Below are 21396 nucleotides of genomic sequence, written 5' to 3'. Positions count from 1 at the left end.
AAAAGGCGTCCTGGGAATGCCCGATCGAGGACTAGTTGTGGAATATGGCTAAAACAGGTGCCAGTCAGGCTCAGTTACCGGGTGTCCAGGCGTCATAGTCGCCGGTGACGCGAGGACGTTCACCATTGGCCGACAGCGAACCCTGAGGACGGTATGCAAGCGCCGAGCCGGTCAGGTTCGGCTTGTGCGCCTTCTCCCATTCGCGCGCCTTGTAGTCTTCCTTGGACGGAGGCGTATCGGTGCGGTAATGCATCCAGCCGTGCCAGCCTGGCGGGATCGCGGAGGCTTCGGCGTAATCCTTGTAGATCACCCAGCGCTTCGGCTTACCCCAGGAGGTCATCGGGCCTTCGAAATAGACGTTGCCCAACTCATCGTCGCCCACCTTCTTGCCATGGCGCCAGGTGAAGAAACGCGTGCCCATGGTTTGGCCGTTCCACCAGGTGAAGATCTGCAGCAGGAGATTTTTCATGGGCTTGTCCATAGGATTGGCAAACAGGTGACCAGTCGAACTGGCTCCACCGCTTATGCCGCCAGACAGCGGTGATGTCCAGCATTTCCGAGATGTAGACCTCTATTTGAACTTCATCTTGAAGCCCGCATGGCTCTTGGCAAAACCCAGCCGCTCGTAGAAGCGATGGGCATCCGTGCGCGCCGCATTGGAGGTCAGTTGCACGAGGCGGCAGTCGCGCCGCTTTGCCTCTTCGATCGCGTAACCGATCATCTGCGCGCCGATCCCCTGCCCGCGCATGTCGGGTCTCGTCTGCACGGCTTCGATGATCATCGACAGCGAGCCGCGGCCGGTCAGCGTTCGGTTGAAGAGGATCTGGAACGTGCCCACGACGTCCCCGTCCCGCTCGGCGACGAAAAGCTGCTCGTTCTGGGAGGCATCGATCATGTTGAAGGCGCGCAGATAATCGTCGTAGGCGTCTGCATCGGTCGTATCGCCGTGACCACCGACATCGTCGGCCGCAAACATTGCGATCAGTTGGGAGAGGTCCGATTCGCGAGCCCTGCGAATGATGATGCCGTCCATGCTACCCTCCCCTGATCCGACCCGTCTAAAGCGACTGGAGCCGCTTTTCCATGATGATCGCCGGCAGGCCGGAATTTGGCGCTCCCCATTCCTCCATGCGGTCGACCTCGGCAAAGCCGAGACGTTGGTAGAAGGAGGCAGCCCGCACATTCGGCAGCGACACCTCAACCCGCATGATTTCAGCATCCGGGAAGCATGTCTCGATTTCGGCGAACAGATCCCGGCCGATGCCGTCATTCTGGCAGGCCGGCGCGACGTAGAGCTGATGCAGCATCACCGTCTTTGCCATTTTCGGGTAGACGGCGGCGTAAGCGATGCCACCGATCTTGCTTCCATCGTCGGCGACGAGAAACTCGCCATCCTTCTTGATCAGGCGCGTCCGGATGGCGACCGGCGAATGCCAGTTGCGCACCATCTTCTCGACGGCGTCTGCGCCATAGAACGGGTCGTAGGACCGATGAAACGTCTCGGCGAGAAGGACGCGGATCTTTTCCACGTCCTCGTCGCCGGCTGTGCGAATGAAGTAGACCAACAGGTTAGTCCTCGATGCCCAGCTTGGCCTTGACCAGAGCCTGGACGGCCTGCGGGTTTGCCTTGCCGCCGGTCGACTTCATCACCTGTCCCACGAACCAGCCGGCAAGAGTCGGCTTGGCCAGCACCTTGGCGACCTGATCGGGATTGGCGGCGATAATGTCGTCCACGGCTTTTTCGATGGCGCCGGTATCGGTGACCTGCTTCATACCGCGGCTCTCGACGATGTCAGCCGGGTCACCGCCTTCGGAAAAGACGATCTCGAACAGGTCCTTGGCGATCTTGCCGGAGATGACTTCCGACTTGATCAGATCGATGATGCCGCCGAGCTGGGCGGGAGAAACCGGAGTCTCTTCAATGCCTTTGCCCGCTTTGTTCAAGGCGCCCAGCAAATCGTTGATGACCCAGTTGGCCGCCATCTTGCCGTCGCGGCCCTCAGCCACGGCTTCGTAATAATCGGCGATGGCCTTCTCAGAAACCAGAACCGAGGCGTCATAGATCGAAAGCCCGAGCTCGGCCACGAAGCGAGCCTTCTTGTCATCAGGCAGTTCCGGCAGGTCCTTGGCAAGCTCTGCGACGAACGCGTCGTCGAAGACGAGCGGCAGCAGGTCCGGATCCGGGAAATAGCGATAGTCATGCGCATCTTCCTTGGAGCGCATCGACCGCGTTTCGCCCTTGCCCGGATCGAAGAGGCGGGTCTCCTGGTCGATCGAGCCGCCGTCCTCGAGGATGGCGATCTGGCGACGGGCTTCGTATTCGATCGACTGACCGATGAAGCGGATCGAGTTGACGTTCTTGATTTCGCAGCGCGTGCCAAAACCTTCGCCCGGACGACGCACGGAGACGTTGACGTCGGCGCGCATCGAGCCCTCGTCCATGTTGCCGTCGCAGGTGCCGAGATAGCGCACGATCGAGCGCAGCTTCGTCATATAGGCCTTCGCCTCGTCGGACGAACGCATGTCGGGCTTCGACACGATCTCCATCAGAGCGACGCCGGATCGGTTGAGATCCACATAGGACATGGTCGGATGCTGGTCATGCATCGACTTGCCGGCATCCTGTTCCAGATGCAGTCGCTCGATGCCGATCTCGATATCTTCGAACTGGCCCTGACGGTCGGGACCGAGCGAGATGACGATCTGGCCTTCGCCGACGATCGGATCCTTGAACTGCGAGATCTGGTAGCCCTGCGGAAGATCCGGATAGAAATAGTTTTTGCGGTCGAAGATCGAACGATTGTTGATCTGCGCCTTCAGACCAAGCCCGGTGCGGACAGCCTGGCGGACGCATTCCTCGTTGATCACGGGCAGCATGCCGGGCATGGCCGCATCGACCAGCGAGACGTTGGCATTGGCAGGCTTGCCAAACTCGGTCGAAGCGCCGGAGAACAGTTTTGAATTGGAGAGAACCTGGGCGTGCACCTCCATGCCGATGATCACTTCCCAATCGCCAGTGGCGCCGGGAATGAAGCGTTTCGGATCGGGCGTGCGGACGTCAACTAGGGTCATCTTATGCTCGTTCGGGCTTAGTTTCGAAGTGCTTTGTGGGTAGAGCAAATGTTGGCGAGGTGCAAGCGTAGGCCAAGGCTTGCCGGGTGAAACATCTGATACCACCGAGGATGAATCTTAACCGGAGCGCAGTTAGCTGGGGTTCATGACCCTCAACCTTGCGCTGACACTTCTCGTTCTCTGCATCCTCGTCAACGCAGTCGTCTTTTCCGTCTACTGGATCGACAAGCGGGCCGCCAGGAATGGACGCTGGCGGGTCAGCGAAACAACGCTCCTCCTGCTCGCATTTGCCGGCGGAAGTCTGGGCGCCGTGGCGGCCCAGCGCGTGTTGCGCCACAAGACGCACAAGGAGCCGTTCAGGACCATCCTCAAAGCCATCGCCACGCTGCATGTCTTCCTGGCTGTCGTGCTGATCCTTGCGGTGTCCGGAATGCTGGCATCGATCTGGACGCTGCTCGTCGGCGTTTAAAAATTCGGCCCGTAAGTGCCCGGATCGTCGGAGACGAGTTGCTTGGACAGTCCCATGGACTGGATGTCGCGATCGATCTTCGGCTGATAGGCGCTCGAAAGCCAATGGACGCTGTATCCCTGCTTTTCGAAGAAACCGACTGCCCCGTCGTTCTGCGCATGGGTCTCGACCCGCGCCTTATCGAACCCGCGACGAACGATATCGGCCTCGATATCGGCGAGCAGCGCCTTTCCGAGCCCCTGCCCCTCAAACTGCGGGTCGATCCAGAAGTCGGTGATCAGGTCGTCGCGATTCTCGCAGGCAGCCCAACCGGCGACCGTGCCGTGGGCCTCGATCACCAAGATTGTCAGCCAGGACGAGGAAACGAAGTCGCGGAATGCGGCAAGCGCACTTTCGCGCATGCTGGACGGATCGCCAACGGCGCCCATCGCTTTTTCCCAGCTGAACAAGCCGATCTGAACTAGCGCGGCTTCGTCGTCCTGGCGTGCGTTGCGAATGACTGCCATGGAGTCTCCTGTCTCAGGAACAGTAGATCATCGCCGTGCGATTCGGGCTAGAACCGCATTTGGTGGGGCAGAGGCCGGATAGCCGCTACCACCATTTCGCAGGCGTGAACTTGCCTGCCGCCTGTTCGATCACATGCGCTGTGCGGAACAGGGTTTCCTCGTCGAACGGCTTACCGATCAGTTGCAGGCCAAGCGGCAAACCCTTCTTGTCGAGACCCGCCGGTACTGCAATGCCGGGAAGGCCGGCCATGTTGACCGTCACGGTGAAGATATCGTTCAGGTACATCGCGACCGGATCGGCAGCGAGTGCCTCGTCGGCAATGCCGAAGGCCGATGACGGCGTTGCTGGCGTCAGGATCGCGTCGACGCCGGCATGGAAGCAGAGTTCGAAATCGCGCTTGATCAGCGTGCGGACCTTTTGCGCCTGCAGGTAATAGGCGTCGTAGTAACCGGCCGAAAGAACGTACGTGCCGATCATGATGCGGCGCTTGACCTCGGTGCCGAAGCCGGCCGCGCGGGTCTTTTCGTACATGTCGGAAATGTCCTTGCCGTCGACGCGCAGGCCGTAGCGAACGCCATCATAGCGGGCAAGGTTGGACGAAGCTTCGGCGGGCGCCACGATGTAATAGGCGGGCAACGCGTATTTCGTGTGCGGCAGCGAGATATCGACGATCTCGGCACCGGCATCCTTTAGGTAGGCAATGCCCTTTTGCCACAAGGCTTCGATGTCTTCAGGCATGCCCTCGACGCGGTATTCCTTCGGAATGCCGATCTTCATGCCCTTGACCGACTGGCCGAGCGCTTTCTCGTAATCCGGAATTGGCAGGTCGACCGAGGTCGTGTCCTTGCGGTCGACCCTTGCCATCGACTTCAGCATGATGGCGGCATCGCGCACGTCACGCGCAATCGGGCCGGCCTGATCGAGCGAGGATGCAAACGCGACAGTACCCCAGCGCGAGCAGCGACCGTACGTGGGCTTGATGCCAACGGTGCCGGTAAAGGCAGCGGGCTGGCGGATCGAGCCGCCGGTATCGGTTGCAGTCGCGCCGGCGCAGAGATGCGCGGCGACGGCAGCGGCTGAACCGCCCGAGGAGCCGCCCGGAACCAGCTGAGTGTTCGAGCCTTCGGCTTTCCAGGGATTGACCACCGGTCCGTAATGCGAGGTCTCGTTGGAGGAGCCCATGGCGAACTCGTCCATGTTGAGCTTGCCAAGCATGACGGCGCCGTCATCCCACAGGTTCTGAGTGACGGTCGATTCGTATTCGGGCTTGAACCCGTCGAGTATATGGCTGCAGGCCTGGGTGTGGACGCCCTTGGTGGCAAACAGATCCTTGATGCCGAGCGGAATACCTTCCAGCGCCCCGACTTGACCCGAAGCGCGACGGGCATCGGATGCCCCGGCCATCTCCAGCGCCATCTCGGGCGTAACGGTGATGTAGGCGTTCAGGACGGAATTTGCAGCGTCGATGGCGCCGAGATAGGCGTTCGTCAGATCGACGGAAGTGAATTCCTTCGATGCAAGTTTGTCGCGGGCTTCGGCAATGGTCAGGCTGGTCAGGTCGGTCATGATTTTTCGTGCTCTCGAAAGGCTAAGACGGGTCGGCGGCGCTTGGGCTAAAGCGGCTTATTCGACGACCTTCGGCACCATGAAGAAATTGCGGTCGGTTGCCGGCGCGTTGGCGACGATCTCGTCTGCCTTATTGCCGTCGGTGACGACGTCGGCGCGCAACCGCATTTCCATCGGCATCACCGAGGTCATAGGCTCGACGCCTGTGACGTCGACTTCCGAGAGTTGTTCGACGAAATCGATAATACCGTTCAATTCGCCAACCATGCGATTGGCCTCATCCTCCGTAACCGCAATACGGGCGAGGCGCGCGACGCGCTTGACGGTGGCGAGATCGACGGACATGGCAGGGCTCCGGTGGTAAAATTCACCTTCGCTATAATGGCCATGCCCGTCCTTCGCAACAGGCAGGGCGCCGGTTTCCTGGCGCGCCTTAACTGAAATGCCCGTTCAGCAGGTCAGCGTCACGCCGACGCCCGGCACCTCGACGGCGGTGCGGCTGCCTTCCATGCCCTTGACGAACTTATCGGGTGTCTGCTCGATGATCGGGAACGTGCCGTAGTGGCAGGGAATGGCGTGCTTGAAATCGAAGAAGCGCTGGCAGGCAACGGCTGCGACAGCACCGCCCATAGTGAAGCGGTCGCCGATCGGCACGATGCCGATATCCGGCTGGTGCAACTCGTTGATCAGTCCCATGTCGGTAAAGATATCCGTATCACCCATGTGCAGAACCGACATCTCGTCGTCGAAATGCAGCATCAGTCCGTTCGCGGAACCGAGCGAGTGGGACACGCCGAGCTCGTCGATCTGGCCGGACGAATGGAGCGCCTGTGTGAAGGTCGCGGTGAAGCCCTCGAAGCCGACTGTGCCGCCGGTATTGCCCATCTCGAGCTTCTCGACGCCTTTTCCACCCAGCCAGGATGCGAGATCGGCGTTGGCAAGAACGATGGCGCTCTTTTCCTTGGCGATCGCGACCGTATCACCGACATGGTCGCCATGACCGTGGGTGAGAAGGATATGCGTGACACCTTCGGTCACGTCTTTCAGATCCTGGCCGGCAAAGGTCGGGCTATGGGTCAGGAACGGGTCGATCAGGATCTTTGCCTTTGCCGTTTCGATGCGGAAGGCGGCATGGCCGAGCCAGGTAATTTTCATGGGGAAGTGTCCTTGAGGATGGCAAAAAGAGAGGTGATGACACCAAATCAAAATTCATAGATGAAACTTCGAAAGGGAGGTTCCGAAGCACCGAAAGCGGATGAGACTCTGAACTCGGTTGTCTCACCTCACACCTCATCAAATAACGCGGCGCTTTCACATTTCAAAGGTCTAGGACGATGATTGCGCGAGCAGCGCCCGTATCGGAATTGACACACAGGCGGCGCCACGTTGCCACTGACTTGCCACTGGGTTAAGCGGTCGCATCCCGATATGATCGTCGCATGCTCGCTGCGATTGCGTCACATCCGAACCCCTAAGGAAACCGACATGGCCGACGACGATTATATCTATGACGAGGCTACCGGCGAATGGCTGTCTGCAGCCGATGCGGCTGCGAAGGCTTCCGCTGCATCCGAGGTGCGTAACTCAGCCGGCAATATTCTTGCCGATGGCGATGCAGTCACTCTCATCAAGGATCTCAAGGTGAAGGGAGCCGGTCAGACGCTGAAACAGGGCACCGTCATCCGCTCGATCCGTCTCACCGACAATCCGGAAGAGATCGATTGCCGGCACGATGCGATCAAGGGCCTCGTGCTGCGCACCGAATTCGTGCGCAAGAAAACCTAAGGTCAGCATATGGCAATCCTGACCATAGAAGAGCTCGCCACGACACTTGCGCCCGGCAAGGCAGTTGCAGGGCTCGATCTCGGTACCAAAACCATCGGGCTTGCGATGTCCGATCTCGGCCGGCGGTTCGCCACGCCCCGCACCGTCGTCAAGCGCGTCAAGTTCACCAAGGATGCGGAGGTTCTGCTGGCGTTCGCGGAGAAGGAGAAGGTCTCAGCCTTCATTCTCGGGATGCCGATGAACATGGATGGTTCCGCCGGGCCGCGGGCTCAGGCGACCCGCGCCTTTGTGCGAGCGATGTCGGACAAGACTGCCATTCCTTTCGTCTTCTGGGACGAAAGACTATCGACGGTCGCGGCTGAACGGGCACTTCTGGAGATGGATGTTTCGCGGGCCAAGCGCGCCGAACGTATCGATTCGGCGGCCGCGAGCTTCATTCTTCAGGGAGCCTTGGACAGGCTTTCGTCCCTTGCCAGAGAAACCGGCAACGACGTCCCCACCTGACGGCTACGCCACCAGGCTGCAATCTGCTTGCGCTTGCGGAAGGCGATGATGGCGAAAACGACAAGACTGTCGAATGCGATTGCGCGGGCAACCAGCGGCGGGATGGTCTCGGGCGGAATTCCGAGGACGTCGCCGTAGACCTGAAAGACCAGATCATGGGTCTGACGGGTCAGCATGAAGAAGCCGAAGCTCATGTCGTAATAGGAAAGCCCGTACCAGCTGCCCAGCAAAAGCACGGGCCCTGCCCACAAGATCAAGAGCAACTTCATGCGGTTTCGCCTTCTGGTTCCGCTGGAGACAGGTCCAGCGTTACGACCCATCTCGACAGCGCCATCAGGCTGAGAACCAGAGCAGGAATGGCAATGTCGAGCGCCAGCACTGCAAAGATCGTCGTCATGACGATCAGCAATGCGATGCTCGTTGTGGAAGTTGCATTCTTGCCCATGGACGGCCGCGATTTGGTTAAGAAATCATTAACCAGAGATTTAGGCCGCATGGCGAAAGCTGCAATTCAAAACGCCAAACATGGTTAATTTCCAGAGCGTCGCTGTGGAGAACGTCTGCTGCTCAGCCGTAGATGGCGCGAACCAGGCGGCGGACGGAAGACGCTATCTTTTCCCAATCTTTCTCGGACTTTAACGGTATGCCGGCGAACTGGCCGCTGACGGCAGACGAGACAACCAGATGCTGGATGGCGGCGAACAGGATGGCATTCGTGGTCGCGACATCGACACCCTTCGGGGGTGTGAGCGAGCCGCGCATCTTGTCCAGCCACTTCGCGAGAGCCTTGGTGCGTGATTCGGTCAGACGCCGCACCTGTGGCGTATCCTGCGAGACTTCCCAGGCGACGATCTTGCAGACGAGCGGGTCCTCGCGCAGCGCATCCATGAAATAGATAGCGAGCTTTTCCATCAGGTCGCCGTAGGTCAGAAGAAACATGCCGCCGGTATCTTCGGGAATGCGATCCTTGACCCAGTTGCCGAGATCGGCGCCGATCGCGTCGATGAGGCCGTTCAGCCCGCCGTAATAGCGATAGATCAGTTGCTTGTCGCAGCCGGCGCGCCGTGCGACCGCATTGACGCCGAAGCCTTGAAACCCTTCCTCGGCCAGCAGCGTGCGGGCAGCAATGAAGATCGCCCGCTCCGTGCCGGCCCGGTTGCGCGGACGTATGGCCTGAGCTGATGCAGCACCGGTCTCGGTATTCGTCTCGGCTATCTGAAGCATCGCCCGCCTGTCTCGCAACTCTTTGTTAACTGTTGCGATACCCCGTCGTTTCCCATCATCGCAAGCGCCACACGGACGCCGTGCACAGGATAGAAGACCGAAACTGGCGCATGCTGCGTTACACAAGAGATAAGTGGGGACGCGGCTGTGCACGCCCTGGCCCCACAGGCAGTCTTCGTCTCGCCTGGCGGTGACTTCCTCTTACGCCGCCGGCGGGTAGAGAAGATCGACGATATAGCGGGCGTCGAAGCGGGCATCGAGCATGCCATAGGTCGAGCGCCAGCCGCCGGCGAGACGGGTTTCGAGGAAGGCATCGGCGATCTTGCCGGCACCGAGCCGCGCCAACTCAGCGGCACCGGCGGCCAGCGCCAGCTGTTCGATCAGAAGCCTCGCAGCACCCTCGTCGCGCTCGCACAGCGCCATCGCGGCACGCAAGACTTCCACGGTCTTCTTGCCCGATGCGCCGAGATCCCGCTCAAAGCCGGCCAGAACCGTGTCGAACAGATCGCGTCCTCGCGACAGCACTCGCAGAACGTCGAGCGCCATGACACTGCCCGAGCCTTCCCAGATCGCATTCACCGGCGCCTCGCGGTAATGCCGGGCAATCGGACGCTCCTCGACATAGCCATTGCCGCCAAGGCATTCCATCGCCTCAGCGATCAGCGATGGCGCGATCTTGCAGTTCCAGTATTTGATGACGGGCGTCATGACGCGCGCATAGGCCGCATCGCCGGGATTTCCGCGGGCGCGATCGAACGCGTCGGCCAGCCGGAACGACAGCGCCGTCGCGGCCGCGACATCCAGCGCCATATCGGCGAGCACGCGCATCATCAGCGGCTGATCGATCAGGTTCTTGCCGAACACGGCACGACCGCGGGTATGATGGACCGCTTCGGCCAGCGACGCGCGCATCATGCCGGCAGACGCGACAGCACAATCGAGACGGGTCAGCGTCACCATATCTAGAATGGTGCGGATGCCGCCGCCAGACTCTCCAAGCAGATAGCCGAAGGCGTCGGTGAACTCGACTTCGGACGATGCATTCGAGCGGTTGCCGAGCTTGTCCTTTAGCCGCTGGAAGTTCAAGCCATTGGCCGAACCGTCCTCAAGAAGCCGCGGCACGAGGAAACAGCCGATTCCCTCATTTGTCTTTGCCAGCATGATAAAGCCGTCGCTCATCGGCGCCGACATGAACCACTTGTGGCCGGAAAGGCGGTAGATCCCCTCGCCCACACGCTCGGCGGTCGACCGGTTGGCGCGCACGTCGGTGCCGCCCTGCTTTTCGGTCATGCCCATGCCGACCGTGATGGCGGACTTCTGCATGGCCGGCCGATTGGTCGAATCGTATTTGCGCGACAGAACTTTCGGCGCCCATTCCTTGTGGACGCGTGGGGAAGCCATCATCGCCGCAATCGAAGCGCTCGTCATCGTCAGCGGGCACAGATGGCCGCATTCCAGCTGGGCGGACAGATAGAAGCGGGTGGCGCGAACCTTGTGTTCGTGGGCGCGCTGCTCCGGAATGGTCTCCCAGATCGACGAATGCAGGCCGCTTTGCATCGAGCGGCGCATCAGGGCATGCCAGGCAGGATGGAACTCGACCGTGTCCTGCCGCTCGCCGCGCGGACCGTGGGTGCGCAGTTTGGGCGGATTTTCGTTCGCCATCCGCGCCAGTTCCTGGGCTTCCGGAGAGGTCACGTAATTGCCGAGCTGGTCGTATTCGTCGCGGATCGCGCGGTTCAGATCGCCGGTCAGGTCGACCACAAGGGGATCGGAGCGGTAGGCATTGATTCCCAACCAGGGCTTCGGCTGGTTCAGTTCGCCAAATTTTTCTTCATCGCGCGACATGTCGTTCATGGGCCGGTTCTAGCGGAAGTTAAAGGGCGTGGGAACGGTAGCGCAGAAGGAATTCGACGGTTCTTCACAAAAGCTGACAACCGGCGCATAGTCCATACTGGCACAGAGCGAAGACGAAAGTTGCAATCATGAGTTTGCGAAAATTCAGCGTCACGCTACCGCAAGATCTGGCAGATGCAATCGTGAGCCGTGTCGAAACCGGCCAGTACGCCTCGACCGATGAGGCAATGCAGGCCGCGGTCGATGCACTCCTGCGGGAAGACGCCGAACAGGACGAGCGTCTCGTGGCGATCCGCAACCGCGTCAAAAGATCGCTGGACGATCCGAGACCCAGTATCAGCGGTGCTGAGGCGCGAGCGCACATGGACAGGCTTTACGCGTCACAGAAGGGATGACGTCGATGAAGCGTTTGCCGGTTCAATACAGACCGGACGCTCTCGACGATATCGATGCAATCTTTTTCTACATCCTTGAGGCAAGCCAGAGTTTTCAGACCGCTCGACAATTTACCGAACGGCTCATCGCGCGCTGCGATCGAATCGGCAACGCACCTTCGGGCGGCGCGGCTAGGCCAGACCTCGGTCCCGGCATTCGCATGGTCCCGTTTGAGCATCATGCCGTCATCCTCTATCGCGAGGCTGAGACAGCCATCGACATCGTCAATGTCTTCTATCGCGGCCGGGATTACCGGGCGATCATGACGAACAAGCCGTAGATAACCTCCCATCCCGCTTGCGGCCTTTCCCCCCAGACCTTATAGACCGCCGAACGCAAGCGGAGACGCCCCCTATGGTCTTCTTTCCCCACCGCCATCTCCTTGGCATCAAGGGTCTCACCCGGCAGGACATTACGACGCTTCTCGACAAGGCCGACGAGGCCGTGCAGATTTCCCGGCAGCGGGAAAAGAAGACGTCCACGCTTCGGGGCCTCACCCAGATCAATCTCTTCTTCGAAGCCTCGACGCGCACGCAGTCCTCGTTCGAGCTTGCCGGCAAACGGCTCGGCGCCGACGTGATGAACATGTCCGTCAGCAATTCGTCGGTGAAAAAGGGCGAAACGCTGATCGATACGGCGATGACGCTGAATGCCATGCACCCGGACGTGCTGGTTCTGCGTCATTCCTCGGCCGGTGCCGCCGCCCTGCTTGCCCAGAAGGTGACCTGCTCGGTGGTCAACGCCGGCGATGGCCAGCACGAACATCCGACACAGGCGCTGCTCGACGCTTTGACCATCCGTCGCGCCAAGGGCAAACTATCAGGCATCATCGTCGCCATCTGCGGCGACGTTTTGCATTCGCGGGTCGCCCGCTCCAACATCATCCTCTTGAATGCCATGGGCGCCCGAGTCCGGGTCGTCGCGCCATCGACGCTTCTTCCCTCAGGCATCCGCGACATGAGCGTCGAGGTCTTTCACTCGATGGAAGAAGGTTTGCGGGATGCGGATGTGGTGATGATGCTGCGTCTGCAGCGCGAGCGCATGGCCGGCTCCTTTGTGCCGTCGGTGCGCGAATACTTCCACTTCTACGGTCTCGATGCGGAAAAGCTGAAAGTCGCCAAGGGTGATGCGCTGGTCATGCATCCGGGTCCGATGAACCGCGGCGTCGAGATCGCTTCCGATGTCGCCGACGGTCCGCAGAGCGTCATTGAGCAGCAGGTCGAAATGGGCGTCGCCGTCCGCATGGCGGTCATGGAAACGCTCCTGACCTCCAATCAGGGAGAGCGCGCATGAGCACGACCATGTCCAATGGCACCGTTCTCAGGAACCTGCGCATCATCGATCCATCGCGCAATCTCGATGAAACCGGCACGATCATCATCGGCGCCGACGGCCGCATCCTCGCAGCCGGAAAGGATGCCCAGAACCAGGGCACGCCCGACGGCGCCACGGTCCGCGATTGCCAGGGTCTTGTCGCCACGCCCGGGCTTGTCGATGCGCGCGTCTATGTCGGCGAACCGGGTGCTGAACATCGCGAGACGATTTCTTCGGCCAGCCGCGCCGCTGCCGCCGGTGGCGTCACCTCGTTTATCATGATGCCGGATACCGATCCTGTTCTTGACGATATCGCACTCGTTGAGTTTGTTCAGAAGACGGCTCGTGACAAGGCGATCGTCAATGTCCACACTGCCGCAGCGCTCACCAAAGGGCTTGCCGGCAAGGAGATGACCGAGTTCGGCCTGCTGCAGCAAGCCGGTGCCGTGGCCTTTACCAATGGCCGTCACGGCCTGTCCGATTCGCTGCTGCTGCGCCGCGCGATGACCTATGCGCGCGAGTTCGATGCGGTGATCTCGCTCGAACTGCGCGAGAAATATCTTGGCAACGGCGTCATGAACGAGGGCCTGTTCGCCTCCTGGCTCGGCCTGTCGGGCGTGCCCAAGGAAGCGGAGATCATTCCGCTTGAACGCGATCTGCGCATCGCCGGCCTCACCCGCGCCAAATACCACGCGGCAAAAATCTCGGTGGCGGAATCGGCCGAAGCCATGCGGTCTGCCCGCGCACGCGGCGCCAACGTCACCTGCGGCGTGTCGATCAACCATCTTTCGCTCAATGAAAACGACATCGGCGAATACCGCAGCTTCTTCAAGCTGTCGCCGCCACTGCGGTCCGAAGACGATCGAATCGCCATGGTCGAGGCGCTCGCCGACGGCAGCATCGATATCATCGTGTCCTCGCACGATCCGCAGGACGTCGATACCAAGCGCCTTCCCTTCGCTGATGCCGCCGATGGCGCGATCGGGCTCGAAACCATGCTGTCGGCAGCCCTTCGCCTGCATCATGACGGGCGCGTGCCGCTGATGCGGCTGATTTCGGCGATGTCGACCCGCCCGGCCGAAATCTTCGGTCTCGATGCCGGTACGCTGAGACCCGGCGCAAAGGCCGATATCACGCTGATCGATCTCGACGAGCCTTGGATCGTCGCCAAGGATATGCTTCTGTCGCGCTCGAAAAACACGCCGTTCGAGGACGCGCGCTTTTCCGGCCGCGCCGTCGCAACCTATGTCGGCGGGAAATGCGTCTATAAACTGGGATAGAGATGGGGCGGGCCGACCCCTCGCGCGCTTGCGCGAAAGGGTTGGAACGGGGGCAAACCCGACTAGGGGCTTTGGGGGAAACACATGATAACCGACCTTCTTACCTGGCAGATCACGCTGCCGATCGCAGCCGGCGCGCTTGTTCTCGGCTATCTGTTGGGCTCGATCCCGTTCGGCCTGCTTCTCACCCGCGCCGCCGGTCTCGGCGATATCCGCTCGATCGGTTCCGGCAATATCGGGGCGACCAACGTTCTTCGCACCGGAAATAAGAAGCTCGCCGCCGGCACGCTTCTGCTCGATGCCTTGAAGGCGACCGCTGCTGCCCTGATGTGCTGGTACGCGTTCGGGCCGGAAGCTGGCCTTATCGCGGGATTTGCCGCCTTCATGGGTCACCTCTATCCGGTCTGGCTCGGCTTCAAGGGTGGCAAGGGTGTCGCGACCTATATCGGCACGCTGCTCGGCGTTGCTCCGCTCATGGTTCTGGTGTTTGCCGCGGTCTGGCTTTCGGTTGCCAAGCTCAGCAAGTACTCATCGCTGTCCGCCCTGGTTGCAACCCTTGTCATTCCGGTTGTGCTGTGGTTCATACAGGAACCAAAGATTGCTGCCGTCATGGCTCTCATGACGATCATCTCCTTTATCAAGCACAAGACCAATATCGAGCGGTTGATTGCCGGCACCGAAAGCAAGATCGGCCAAAAGGGCTAGTCCCTTAAAGGACGGATCATGCCGGATAGCAGCGCAAGACGGATAGGAATTGCGCTCACCGAACGGCAGAAGATCGCCTGGCTGCGGTTGATCCGCTCCGACAATGTCGGCCCGGCCACATTCCGGGATCTCATCAATCATTGCGGCTCGGCGGAAAATGCGCTGGCCATGTTGCCGGAACTGTCAGCGCGCGGCGGATCGACACGGGCAATCCGCATCGCCAGTGCCAGTGAGGCCGAACGCGAGCTGGAGATCGCACGCCGCCAGGGCGCACAGTTCATCGGCATCGGTGAACCCGACTACCCTCCCGCGTTGCGACAGATCGAGGCAGCGCCGCCGCTCGTTGCGGCAAAGGGCGATCTCTCCACCGCCACCCGCCCCTCGGTCGGCATTGTCGGCTCGCGCAACGCCTCAATCGCCGGGGCGAAGTTTGCGGCGGTGATTGCCAGGGATTGCGGCCGCGCCGGTTATGCGATCACTTCAGGACTTGCTCGCGGCATCGATGCGGCGGCGCACCGCGCCAGTCTCGATACCGGCACGATCGCGGTTCTGGCCGGCGGCATCGACCGTCCCTATCCGCCGGAAAACTTCTCCCTGCTCGATGAGATCACGGCCGGCAGCGGCCTTGCCGTCTCCGAAATGCCATTCGGCTGGGAGCCACGCGCGCGGGATTTTCCCCGTCGCAACCGGCTGATTTCAGGCATTTCGCTCGGGCTGGTTGTCGTTGAAGCAGCTGAGCGGTCAGGCTCGCTGATCACCGCAAGGCTTGCCGCCGATTTCGGACGGCTGGTGTTTGCCGTCCCCGGCTCGCCACTCGATCCGCGCTGCCACGGTACAAACGGACTTCTCAAGCAGGGCGCCATCGTCACGACCGGCGCTTCGGATGTGCTGGATGCGTTGGCGCCGCTGTCCGATCTCGATAGATTTCAAAATACCGTCATCGAAGAGCCCGGCAGAGGCAGCACACTCCTGCCGCCCGATGACGACGACAGGACGCGCATCATTTCGGCGCTTAGTCCGACACCGGTCGATATCGACGATATCATCCGGCATACGGGTGTTGCCGCGGCCAGTGTCTATCTTATTCTGCTGGAACTCGATCTTGCCGGTCGGCTGCACCGGCACCCGGGCGGCATGGTCTCACTTGCTATGGAAGACTGATCGCGGTCGTCGCCCGGCCTGCACGTCGCCAGCCTCGACATAGGCCATCTCGATGAGGTAGCACAGCATATCAGCCCCCTCGCTGAGCGCGACCTGCCGCAACTCTGCCAGCATCTGCCGGATGTAGGCGATGTTGCGCGAATTCTCGTCGCCCCGTCCGTCCTTGTCACCGTGAGAGACCATTTCACATCCTGTCAAATAGGGCGCGACACCGCCTAATATAACTATTCGTCACCTTATCAGCGCAGCTTAGAGATGTTTATTTAAGATTGCAACTAATTGCACATCACTCTCAGGTTGTATTTCGTTGTATCCTACTAATTAACGATGACCTCTTGACCCCGGGACAAACGCCCGCCATGTCGGGAGACCAGATTTCCGCCTGGATCGTTACGAGACCGGGCAAAGCTCTATTGCAGAGAAACAAGATGAATGTAGTCATTGTAGAATCTCCAGCCAAAGCCAAGACCATCAACAAGTATCTTGGCTCGGGTTACAAGGTTCTCGCCTCTTTCGGCCACGTCCGCGACCTTCCTGCCAAGGACGGGTCGGTTTTGCCTGACCAGGACTTCGAGATGCTCTGGGAAGTCGACAGCGCATCCCAGAAGCGGATGAAGGATATTGCCGACGCCGTGAAGGGTTCGGACGCCGTTTATCTCGCGACCGACCCGGATCGCGAGGGTGAAGCGATTTCCTGGCATGTCCTCGACCTCTTGAAGAAGAAGAAGGTGATCGGCGATAAGCTGGTCAAGCGCGTCGTGTTCAACGCCATCACCAAGAAGGCGGTTCTCGATGCGATGGCCAACCCGCGCGATATCGACGTGCCGCTGGTGGACGCGTATCTCGCCCGCCGCGCTCTCGACTATCTCGTCGGCTTCAACCTGTCTCCGGTCCTGTGGCGCAAGCTGCCGGGCGCCCGTTCTGCCGGCCGTGTGCAGTCGGTTGCGCTGCGCCTCGTCTGCGACCGCGAAACCGAGATCGAGCGCTTCGTCTCTGAAGAATACTGGAACATTTCCGCGCTCCTGAAGACACCGCGTGGCGACGAGTTCCTGGCCAAGCTGGTACAGGCCGACGGCAAGCGTCTGCAGAGCAAATCGATCACGAACGGCGAAGAAGCCGGCCGCCTGAAGACGCTGCTCGATGGTGCCGCCTACAGCGTCGAGACCGTCGAAGCAAAGCCGGTCAAGCGCAATCCCGGCCCGCCGTTCACCACGTCGAGCCTGCAGCAGGCCGCGTCGTCGAACATCGGCTTCGGCGCCTCGCGCACGATGCAGGTCGCGCAGAAGCTCTATGAAGGTATCGATATCGGTGGCGAGACCGTCGGTCTCATCACCTATATGCGTACCGATGGCGTGCAGATGGCACCCGAGGCGATCGAGCAGGCGCGTAGCGCCATCGTCGAGCAGTTCGGCCCGCGTTACATGCCCGAAAAGCCGCGCTTCTACTCCACCAAGGCGAAGAATGCGCAGGAAGCCCACGAAGCGATCCGCCCTACCGACTTCAACCGCACCCCGGACAAGGTTCGCCAATATCTCGATGCCGATCAGGCGCGGCTCTACGAGCTGATCTGGAAGCGCGGCATTGCCAGCCAGATGGCGTCAGCTGAAATGGAACGCACCACGGTCGAGATCTCGGCGACAAACGGCGCCCAGAAGGCTGGCCTTCGGGCCGTCGGTTCGGTCGTACGGTTCGACGGCTTCCTCGGCGCCTATGTGGACCGCCGCGAAGAGGATGACAAAAGCGAGGACGACGACGAAGACGGTCGCCTGCCCGAGATCAACGCTCGCGAAAAGCTCGACAAGAACAAGGTCAACTCGAGCCAGCATTTCACCGAGCCACCGCCGCGCTATTCGGAAGCATCGCTGATCAAGAAGATGGAAGAACTCGGCATCGGCCGTCCTTCCACCTATGCCGCGACGCTGAAGACGCTGTCCGATCGCGAATACGTGATCATGGATAAGCGCAAGCTGATTCCGCATTCCAAGGGACGGCTGGTGACGGCGTTCCTCGAGAACTTCTTCACGAAATACGTCGAATACGATTTCACGGCCGATCTCGAAGAGAAGCTCGACAGGATCTCGGCTGGCGAACTGGACTGGAAGCAGGTTCTGCGGGAGTTCTGGCAGGACTTCTTCGGCCAGATCGAAGACACCAAGGAACTGCGCGTCACCAACGTGCTGGATGCTTTGAACGAAGCGCTGGCACCGCTGGTCTTCCCGAAGCGGGAAGACGGTTCGGATCCGCGTATCTGCCAGGTCTGCGGCACCGGCAACCTGTCGCTGAAGCTCGGCAAGTACGGCGCATTCGTCGGCTGCTCGAACTATCCGGAGTGCAACTTCACCCGTCAGTTGTCGTCCGAAGGCGGCGCGGATGCGGAAGCTTCCGGCCTCAACGAACCGAAGGAACTTGGGACCGATCCGATGACCGGCGAGCAGCTGACGCTGCGGTCGGGTCGTTTCGGACCTTATATCCAGCGCGGCGACGGCAAGGAAGCCAAGCGTTCCTCGCTGCCCAAGGGCTGGCTGCCTGACGATATCGACCACGAAAAGGCGCTGGCACTGATCAACCTGCCGCGCGACGTGGGCAAGCATCCGGAATCGGGCAAGATGATTTCGGCAGGTCTTGGCCGTTACGGGCCGTTCCTGCTGCATGACGGTGGCTATGCGAACCTGGAAACGATCGAGGACGTGTTCTCGATCGGTCTCAACCGCGCCGTCACCGTGATTGCCGAGAAAAAGGAAAAAGGCCCCGGCGGACGCGGTCGTGGCACACCGGCAGCGCTCAAGGACCTTGGCGCGCATCCGGATGGCGGCGCGATCACCGTGCGCGACGGCAAATACGGGCCTTACGTCAACTGGGCCAAGGTCAATGCCACGCTGCCGAAGGGCATGGACCCGCAGTCGGTAACGATGGAACAGGCGATGGCGCTGATCATCGAAAAGGGCGGCAAGGCATCGTCGGGCAAGGCCAAGGCGAAAGCGCCTGCCAAGAAGGCCACGGCAAAAAAGGCTGCTGCCAAGACAGAGGCGGACGCAACGACCGAGACCGCCACAAAGAAGTCGCCTGCCAAGGCTAAGACCGCAGCCAAGAAGGCGCCTGCCAAGAAGGCACCGGCCAAAAAGACAACCGCATCGAAGGCGAAGAAGACGGACACGTGAGAGAACCGAACGAGCGATCCAATCGCCAGCAGAAACGCGCCGCGAAGGCTGACCGTGGCGACAGCCAGTCGGCGAGCAGACCGGTAATTGTCCAGGGTGCGGTTCCTCCGCGCGATGTGCTGCTCCAGTTCATCGCTGACAATCCGGATAAGGGCTCGAAACGGGAGATTGCCAAGGCTTTCGGCCTGAAAGGCGATACGCGCATCGAGCTCAAGGATCTGCTGCATTCGCTCGAGGAAGACGGTCTTCTCACCAAGAACCGCAAGTCGCTCTCGCGTCCGGGTGCCCTGCCCCCGGTCACCGTTCTCGACATCACCACCCGCGACAAGGATGGCGAACTGATCGGCCGGCCGACCGAGTGGCCGGAGGATATGGGTGCGGCCCCTGCCGTGCTCATCCGTCAGTCGCATGACAGCCGCGGAAAAGGCAAGGCGCCAGCCGCGGGTCTCAACGATCGCATCCTTGCAAAGATCTTCCCGAACAAGGAACGATCAGGCCCGGCCTATACCGCCCGCGTCATCAAGGTTATCGACAAGCGCCGCGGCGCCGCCCTCGGCGTCGTCCAGAGACTGGCTGACGGCGAAATGCGTCTTCTGCCGACCGAGAGGCGCGGCGAGGAAATGGTGATCGAACCCGAGGACATCGGAGACGCCAAGGACGGCGACCTGGTCGAGTCGGAAGTCGTTCGCAACGGCCGGTTCGGCCTGCCCCGCGCCCGCGTCCTCAACATTGTCGGCTCCGTCGGTTCGGAAAAGGCGATCTCGATGATCGCCATCTATTCGCACGGCATTCCGCACATCTTCCCGAACGAGGTGATGGAAGAAGCGCAAGCTGCAAAGCCGGCCAGCATGTCGAAGCGCGAAGACTGGCGCGACGTGCCGCTCCTGACAATCGATCCCGCCGACGCCAAGGATCACGACGACGCTGTTTATGCCGAGCCAGACACCTCGCCCGACAATCCGGGCGGCGTCATCGTCACCGTCGCGATCGCCGATGTCTCCTGGTATGTCCGCACCGGCAAGCCATTGGACCGCGAAGCGCAGAAGCGCGGCAATTCCGTCTACTTCCCCGACCGCGTCGTACCGATGCTGCCGGAACGCATTTCCAACGATCTTTGCTCGCTGCGCGAGGGCGAAGACCGGCCGGCGCTTGCCGTGCGAATGGTCTTTTCCAAGGAAGGCCGCAAGGCCGGCCATACGTTCCACCGCATCATGATGAAGAGTGCGGCCAAGCTCTCCTACCAGCAGGCTCAGGCCGCCATCAACGGCGAGACCGACGACAAGACCGGTCCGTTGCTGGAGCCTGTCCTGAAGCCGCTGTGGGACGCCTACCGGATCATGACGATCGGTCGCGACCGTCGCCAGCCGCTCGAACTCGATATGCCCGAGCGCAAGATCATTCTGAAGCCGGATGGCACGGTGGATCGTGTGATCGTGCCAGAGAGGCTCGACGCGCATCGGCTCATCGAAGAGATGATGATCCAGGCAAACGTCTGCGCCGCCGAAACGCTCGAGAAGAAGAAGCAGTCGCTGATCTACCGTATCCATGATGGCCCCTCGCTTGCCAAGCAGGAGACGCTGCGCGAGTTCCTGAACACGCTCGGCATTTCGATGGCTCGCGGCGGCCAGATGCGCTCCAACTCGTTCAACGGCATCCTGTCGCAGGCACAGGGCACGCCGCACCAGATCATGGTCAACGAGATGGTGCTGCGCTCCCAGAGCCAGGCGGTCTACAGCCCCGACAATATCGGCCATTTTGGCCTCAACCTGATGAAATACGCGCATTTCACCTCGCCCATCCGCCGCTATGCGGATCTGATCGTGCATCGCGCGCTGGTCGGGTCGCTCGGTCTCGGCGAAGGCGGAATCACGCCGGGCGAAGAAGCCCAGCTCGAAGATATCGCGGCAGAGATCTCCACCTTCGAGCGCCGCGCCATGGCCGCCGAACGCGACACGGTAAACCGTCTTGTCGCGCACCACCTCTCGACGAAGATCGGCGAGGAGTTCCAGGGCCGCGTGTCCGGCGTGACCAAGGCAGGCCTGTTCGTGGCCCTGCCGACCTATGGCGCCGATGGTTTCGTGCCGGTGTCAACGATCGGCGACGATTACTATATCTATGACGAGGCGCATCAGGCGCTGACAGGCGAACGTTCCGGTCTCGGCTACCAGATCGGCGATACCGTCGATGTGAAGCTGAGGGCGGCAGTTCCGCTTGCCGGTGCGCTTCAGTTTGAAATGCTGAGCGAAGGCAAGAAGCTGCCGGGCGGCGCCCGCTCGTTCCACAAGTCTGCGCGACGAGACAAATCCGGCGGACGGCCCAAAAAGCCAGGTACGCGCCCCTTCCGTGGCGGCAGGAGATAGCA

Annotated in this window: 25 protein-coding genes; 12 read left to right on the top strand and 13 right to left on the bottom strand. The window is 60.9% G+C overall.

Annotated elements, in window-relative coordinates; all coding sequences use genetic code 11:
* Nucleotides 1-70: 70 nt before the first annotated feature.
* The 4 genes from ASF70_RS12635 to gatB form a co-directional block, all read right to left on the bottom strand.
* Complete coding sequence (locus ASF70_RS12635) at nucleotides 71-469, bottom strand: NADH:ubiquinone oxidoreductase subunit NDUFA12 (protein ID WP_062580258.1); 399 nt, start codon at nucleotides 467-469, stop codon at nucleotides 71-73.
* Nucleotides 470-571: 102 nt separating this feature from the next.
* Entirely contained in the window at nucleotides 572-1033 is a 462-nt protein-coding gene (locus ASF70_RS12630; protein WP_062580061.1) for a GNAT family N-acetyltransferase, read from the bottom strand.
* A gap of 25 nt (nucleotides 1034-1058) precedes the next feature.
* Nucleotides 1059-1565, bottom strand: a complete 507-nt coding sequence (locus ASF70_RS12625; RefSeq protein WP_062580058.1) for a GNAT family N-acetyltransferase — start codon at nucleotides 1563-1565, stop codon at nucleotides 1059-1061.
* Between the two features lie 4 nt (nucleotides 1566-1569).
* Complete coding sequence (gatB, locus tag ASF70_RS12620) at nucleotides 1570-3072, bottom strand: Asp-tRNA(Asn)/Glu-tRNA(Gln) amidotransferase subunit GatB (RefSeq protein ID WP_062453193.1); 1503 nt, start codon at nucleotides 3070-3072, stop codon at nucleotides 1570-1572.
* Between the two features lie 145 nt (nucleotides 3073-3217).
* On the opposite strand from gatB, the gene ASF70_RS12615 reads away from it, so the two are divergent.
* Nucleotides 3218-3541 (top strand): DUF1294 domain-containing protein, encoded by a 324-nt coding sequence (locus tag ASF70_RS12615; protein WP_062580056.1) that lies wholly within the window; start codon nucleotides 3218-3220, stop codon nucleotides 3539-3541.
* Here the strand turns inward: ASF70_RS12615 and ASF70_RS12610 are convergent.
* From ASF70_RS12610 to ASF70_RS12595, 4 genes are all read right to left on the bottom strand, one after another.
* Entirely contained in the window at nucleotides 3538-4047 is a 510-nt protein-coding gene (locus ASF70_RS12610; protein ID WP_062580054.1) for a GNAT family N-acetyltransferase, read from the bottom strand. The genes ASF70_RS12615 and ASF70_RS12610 overlap by 4 nt on opposite strands.
* An 85-nt stretch (nucleotides 4048-4132) precedes the next feature.
* A complete protein-coding gene (gene gatA / locus ASF70_RS12605; protein ID WP_062580052.1) occupies nucleotides 4133-5614 on the bottom strand; it encodes an Asp-tRNA(Asn)/Glu-tRNA(Gln) amidotransferase subunit GatA in 1482 nt (493 codons plus the stop codon).
* Between the two features lie 57 nt (nucleotides 5615-5671).
* Complete coding sequence (gene gatC / locus ASF70_RS12600) at nucleotides 5672-5959, bottom strand: Asp-tRNA(Asn)/Glu-tRNA(Gln) amidotransferase subunit GatC (RefSeq protein WP_062580050.1); 288 nt, start codon at nucleotides 5957-5959, stop codon at nucleotides 5672-5674.
* Nucleotides 5960-6064: 105 nt separating this feature from the next.
* A complete protein-coding gene (locus ASF70_RS12595; protein ID WP_062580048.1) occupies nucleotides 6065-6769 on the bottom strand; it encodes a metal-dependent hydrolase in 705 nt (234 codons plus the stop codon).
* Between the two features lie 330 nt (nucleotides 6770-7099).
* On the opposite strand from ASF70_RS12595, the gene ASF70_RS12590 reads away from it, so the two are divergent.
* Both ASF70_RS12590 and ruvX read left to right on the top strand, forming a co-directional pair.
* Complete coding sequence (locus ASF70_RS12590; RefSeq protein ID WP_062580046.1) at nucleotides 7100-7399, top strand: alkylphosphonate utilization protein; 300 nt, start codon at nucleotides 7100-7102, stop codon at nucleotides 7397-7399.
* Nucleotides 7400-7408: 9 nt separating this feature from the next.
* Nucleotides 7409-7903 (top strand): Holliday junction resolvase RuvX, encoded by a 495-nt coding sequence (gene ruvX / locus ASF70_RS12585; RefSeq protein WP_062580044.1) that lies wholly within the window; start codon nucleotides 7409-7411, stop codon nucleotides 7901-7903.
* Here ruvX and ASF70_RS12580 read toward each other — a convergent pair.
* Complete coding sequence (locus tag ASF70_RS12580; protein WP_062453201.1) at nucleotides 7840-8172, bottom strand: DUF6105 family protein; 333 nt, start codon at nucleotides 8170-8172, stop codon at nucleotides 7840-7842. The genes ruvX and ASF70_RS12580 overlap by 64 nt on opposite strands.
* The gene (locus ASF70_RS24745) at nucleotides 8169-8300 is read right to left on the bottom strand and encodes a hypothetical protein (protein ID WP_256413734.1); all 132 of its coding nucleotides are present in this window, start codon (nucleotides 8298-8300) and stop codon (nucleotides 8169-8171) included. The genes ASF70_RS12580 and ASF70_RS24745 overlap by 4 nt, the downstream gene beginning before the upstream one ends.
* Here ASF70_RS24745 and ASF70_RS23980 point away from each other — a divergent pair.
* Nucleotides 8299-8436, top strand: coding sequence for a hypothetical protein (locus ASF70_RS23980; protein WP_156461817.1), 138 nt, complete (start codon nucleotides 8299-8301; stop codon nucleotides 8434-8436). The genes ASF70_RS24745 and ASF70_RS23980 overlap by 2 nt on opposite strands.
* 34 nt (nucleotides 8437-8470) lie before the next feature.
* On the opposite strand, the gene ASF70_RS12570 is transcribed toward ASF70_RS23980, so the two are convergent.
* Together ASF70_RS12570 and ASF70_RS12565 are read right to left on the bottom strand one after the other, a co-directional pair.
* Entirely contained in the window at nucleotides 8471-9127 is a 657-nt protein-coding gene (locus ASF70_RS12570) for a TetR/AcrR family transcriptional regulator (protein WP_062580043.1), read from the bottom strand.
* Nucleotides 9128-9328: 201 nt separating this feature from the next.
* The gene (locus tag ASF70_RS12565; protein WP_082471878.1) at nucleotides 9329-10981 is read right to left on the bottom strand and encodes an acyl-CoA dehydrogenase family protein; all 1653 of its coding nucleotides are present in this window, start codon (nucleotides 10979-10981) and stop codon (nucleotides 9329-9331) included.
* Nucleotides 10982-11109: 128 nt separating this feature from the next.
* Between ASF70_RS12565 and ASF70_RS12560 the strand changes: the two genes are divergently transcribed.
* The 6 genes from ASF70_RS12560 to dprA all read left to right on the top strand — a co-directional run bounded on the left by ASF70_RS12560 (nucleotide 11110) and on the right by dprA (nucleotide 15876).
* Nucleotides 11110-11376, top strand: coding sequence for a hypothetical protein (locus tag ASF70_RS12560; protein ID WP_062580039.1), 267 nt, complete (start codon nucleotides 11110-11112; stop codon nucleotides 11374-11376).
* Between the two features lie 5 nt (nucleotides 11377-11381).
* Nucleotides 11382-11696 (top strand): type II toxin-antitoxin system RelE/ParE family toxin, encoded by a 315-nt coding sequence (locus ASF70_RS12555; RefSeq protein WP_062580038.1) that lies wholly within the window; start codon nucleotides 11382-11384, stop codon nucleotides 11694-11696.
* A 74-nt stretch (nucleotides 11697-11770) separates the two neighbouring features.
* Nucleotides 11771-12709, top strand: coding sequence for an aspartate carbamoyltransferase catalytic subunit (locus ASF70_RS12550; RefSeq protein WP_062453206.1), 939 nt, complete (start codon nucleotides 11771-11773; stop codon nucleotides 12707-12709).
* An 8-nt stretch (nucleotides 12710-12717) separates the two neighbouring features.
* Nucleotides 12718-14010: a dihydroorotase gene (locus tag ASF70_RS12545; protein ID WP_062580256.1), complete on the top strand. Its 1293-nt coding sequence runs from the start codon at nucleotides 12718-12720 to the stop codon at nucleotides 14008-14010.
* An 84-nt stretch (nucleotides 14011-14094) separates the two neighbouring features.
* Nucleotides 14095-14715 carry a glycerol-3-phosphate 1-O-acyltransferase PlsY gene (gene plsY / locus ASF70_RS12540; RefSeq protein ID WP_062580035.1) on the top strand — a complete coding sequence of 207 codons (621 nt, stop codon included), beginning with the start codon at nucleotides 14095-14097 and terminating at the stop codon, nucleotides 14713-14715.
* A gap of 18 nt (nucleotides 14716-14733) precedes the next feature.
* Nucleotides 14734-15876 (top strand): DNA-processing protein DprA, encoded by a 1143-nt coding sequence (gene dprA / locus ASF70_RS12535; protein WP_062580034.1) that lies wholly within the window; start codon nucleotides 14734-14736, stop codon nucleotides 15874-15876.
* Here dprA and ASF70_RS12530 read toward each other — a convergent pair.
* Nucleotides 15856-16059 (bottom strand): hypothetical protein, encoded by a 204-nt coding sequence (locus tag ASF70_RS12530; RefSeq protein WP_062453210.1) that lies wholly within the window; start codon nucleotides 16057-16059, stop codon nucleotides 15856-15858. The two genes, dprA and ASF70_RS12530, sit on opposite strands and share 21 nt — an antisense overlap.
* Before the next feature lie 245 nt (nucleotides 16060-16304).
* Between ASF70_RS12530 and topA the strand changes: the two genes are divergently transcribed.
* Entirely contained in the window at nucleotides 16305-19034 is a 2730-nt protein-coding gene (gene topA, locus ASF70_RS12525; protein ID WP_062580032.1) for a type I DNA topoisomerase, read from the top strand.
* A complete protein-coding gene (rnr, locus tag ASF70_RS12520; protein ID WP_062580030.1) occupies nucleotides 19031-21394 on the top strand; it encodes a ribonuclease R in 2364 nt (787 codons plus the stop codon). Before topA ends, rnr begins: the two co-directional genes overlap by 4 nt.
* Nucleotides 21395-21396: the final 2 nt, after the last annotated feature.

Source organism: Rhizobium sp. Leaf321, from assembly GCF_001423215.1.
In the GTDB taxonomy this organism is placed as follows: domain Bacteria; phylum Pseudomonadota; class Alphaproteobacteria; order Rhizobiales; family Rhizobiaceae; genus Neorhizobium; species Neorhizobium soli.
This window is presented reverse-complemented; position numbering and strand designations above follow the sequence as displayed.

Excerpts from the sequence above, each read along its gene's own strand:
- ASF70_RS12635 (WP_062580258.1), bottom strand. The coding sequence starts at position 469 with ATGAAAAATCTCCTGCTGCAGATCTTCACCTGGTGGAACGGCCAAACC.
- ASF70_RS12630 (WP_062580061.1), bottom strand. The coding sequence starts at position 1,033 with ATGGACGGCATCATCATTCGCAGGGCTCGCGAATCGGACCTCTCCCAA.
- gatB (WP_062453193.1), bottom strand. The coding sequence starts at position 3,072 with ATGACCCTAGTTGACGTCCGCACGCCCGATCCGAAACGCTTCATTCCC.
- ASF70_RS12615 (WP_062580056.1), top strand. The coding sequence starts at position 3,218 with ATGACCCTCAACCTTGCGCTGACACTTCTCGTTCTCTGCATCCTCGTC.
- ASF70_RS12610 (WP_062580054.1), bottom strand. The coding sequence starts at position 4,047 with ATGGCAGTCATTCGCAACGCACGCCAGGACGACGAAGCCGCGCTAGTT.
- gatA (WP_062580052.1), bottom strand. The coding sequence starts at position 5,614 with ATGACCGACCTGACCAGCCTGACCATTGCCGAAGCCCGCGACAAACTT.
- gatC (WP_062580050.1), bottom strand. The coding sequence starts at position 5,959 with ATGTCCGTCGATCTCGCCACCGTCAAGCGCGTCGCGCGCCTCGCCCGT.
- ASF70_RS12595 (WP_062580048.1), bottom strand. The coding sequence starts at position 6,769 with ATGAAAATTACCTGGCTCGGCCATGCCGCCTTCCGCATCGAAACGGCA.
- ASF70_RS12590 (WP_062580046.1), top strand. The coding sequence starts at position 7,100 with ATGGCCGACGACGATTATATCTATGACGAGGCTACCGGCGAATGGCTG.
- ruvX (WP_062580044.1), top strand. The coding sequence starts at position 7,409 with ATGGCAATCCTGACCATAGAAGAGCTCGCCACGACACTTGCGCCCGGC.
- ASF70_RS12580 (WP_062453201.1), bottom strand. The coding sequence starts at position 8,172 with ATGAAGTTGCTCTTGATCTTGTGGGCAGGGCCCGTGCTTTTGCTGGGC.
- ASF70_RS23980 (WP_156461817.1), top strand. The coding sequence starts at position 8,299 with ATGACGATCAGCAATGCGATGCTCGTTGTGGAAGTTGCATTCTTGCCC.
- ASF70_RS24745 (WP_256413734.1), bottom strand. The coding sequence starts at position 8,300 with ATGACGACGATCTTTGCAGTGCTGGCGCTCGACATTGCCATTCCTGCT.
- ASF70_RS12570 (WP_062580043.1), bottom strand. The coding sequence starts at position 9,127 with ATGCTTCAGATAGCCGAGACGAATACCGAGACCGGTGCTGCATCAGCT.
- ASF70_RS12565 (WP_082471878.1), bottom strand. The coding sequence starts at position 10,981 with ATGAACGACATGTCGCGCGATGAAGAAAAATTTGGCGAACTGAACCAG.
- ASF70_RS12560 (WP_062580039.1), top strand. The coding sequence starts at position 11,110 with ATGAGTTTGCGAAAATTCAGCGTCACGCTACCGCAAGATCTGGCAGAT.
- ASF70_RS12555 (WP_062580038.1), top strand. The coding sequence starts at position 11,382 with ATGAAGCGTTTGCCGGTTCAATACAGACCGGACGCTCTCGACGATATC.
- ASF70_RS12550 (WP_062453206.1), top strand. The coding sequence starts at position 11,771 with ATGGTCTTCTTTCCCCACCGCCATCTCCTTGGCATCAAGGGTCTCACC.
- ASF70_RS12545 (WP_062580256.1), top strand. The coding sequence starts at position 12,718 with ATGTCCAATGGCACCGTTCTCAGGAACCTGCGCATCATCGATCCATCG.
- plsY (WP_062580035.1), top strand. The coding sequence starts at position 14,095 with ATGATAACCGACCTTCTTACCTGGCAGATCACGCTGCCGATCGCAGCC.
- dprA (WP_062580034.1), top strand. The coding sequence starts at position 14,734 with ATGCCGGATAGCAGCGCAAGACGGATAGGAATTGCGCTCACCGAACGG.
- ASF70_RS12530 (WP_062453210.1), bottom strand. The coding sequence starts at position 16,059 with ATGGTCTCTCACGGTGACAAGGACGGACGGGGCGACGAGAATTCGCGC.
- topA (WP_062580032.1), top strand. The coding sequence starts at position 16,305 with ATGAATGTAGTCATTGTAGAATCTCCAGCCAAAGCCAAGACCATCAAC.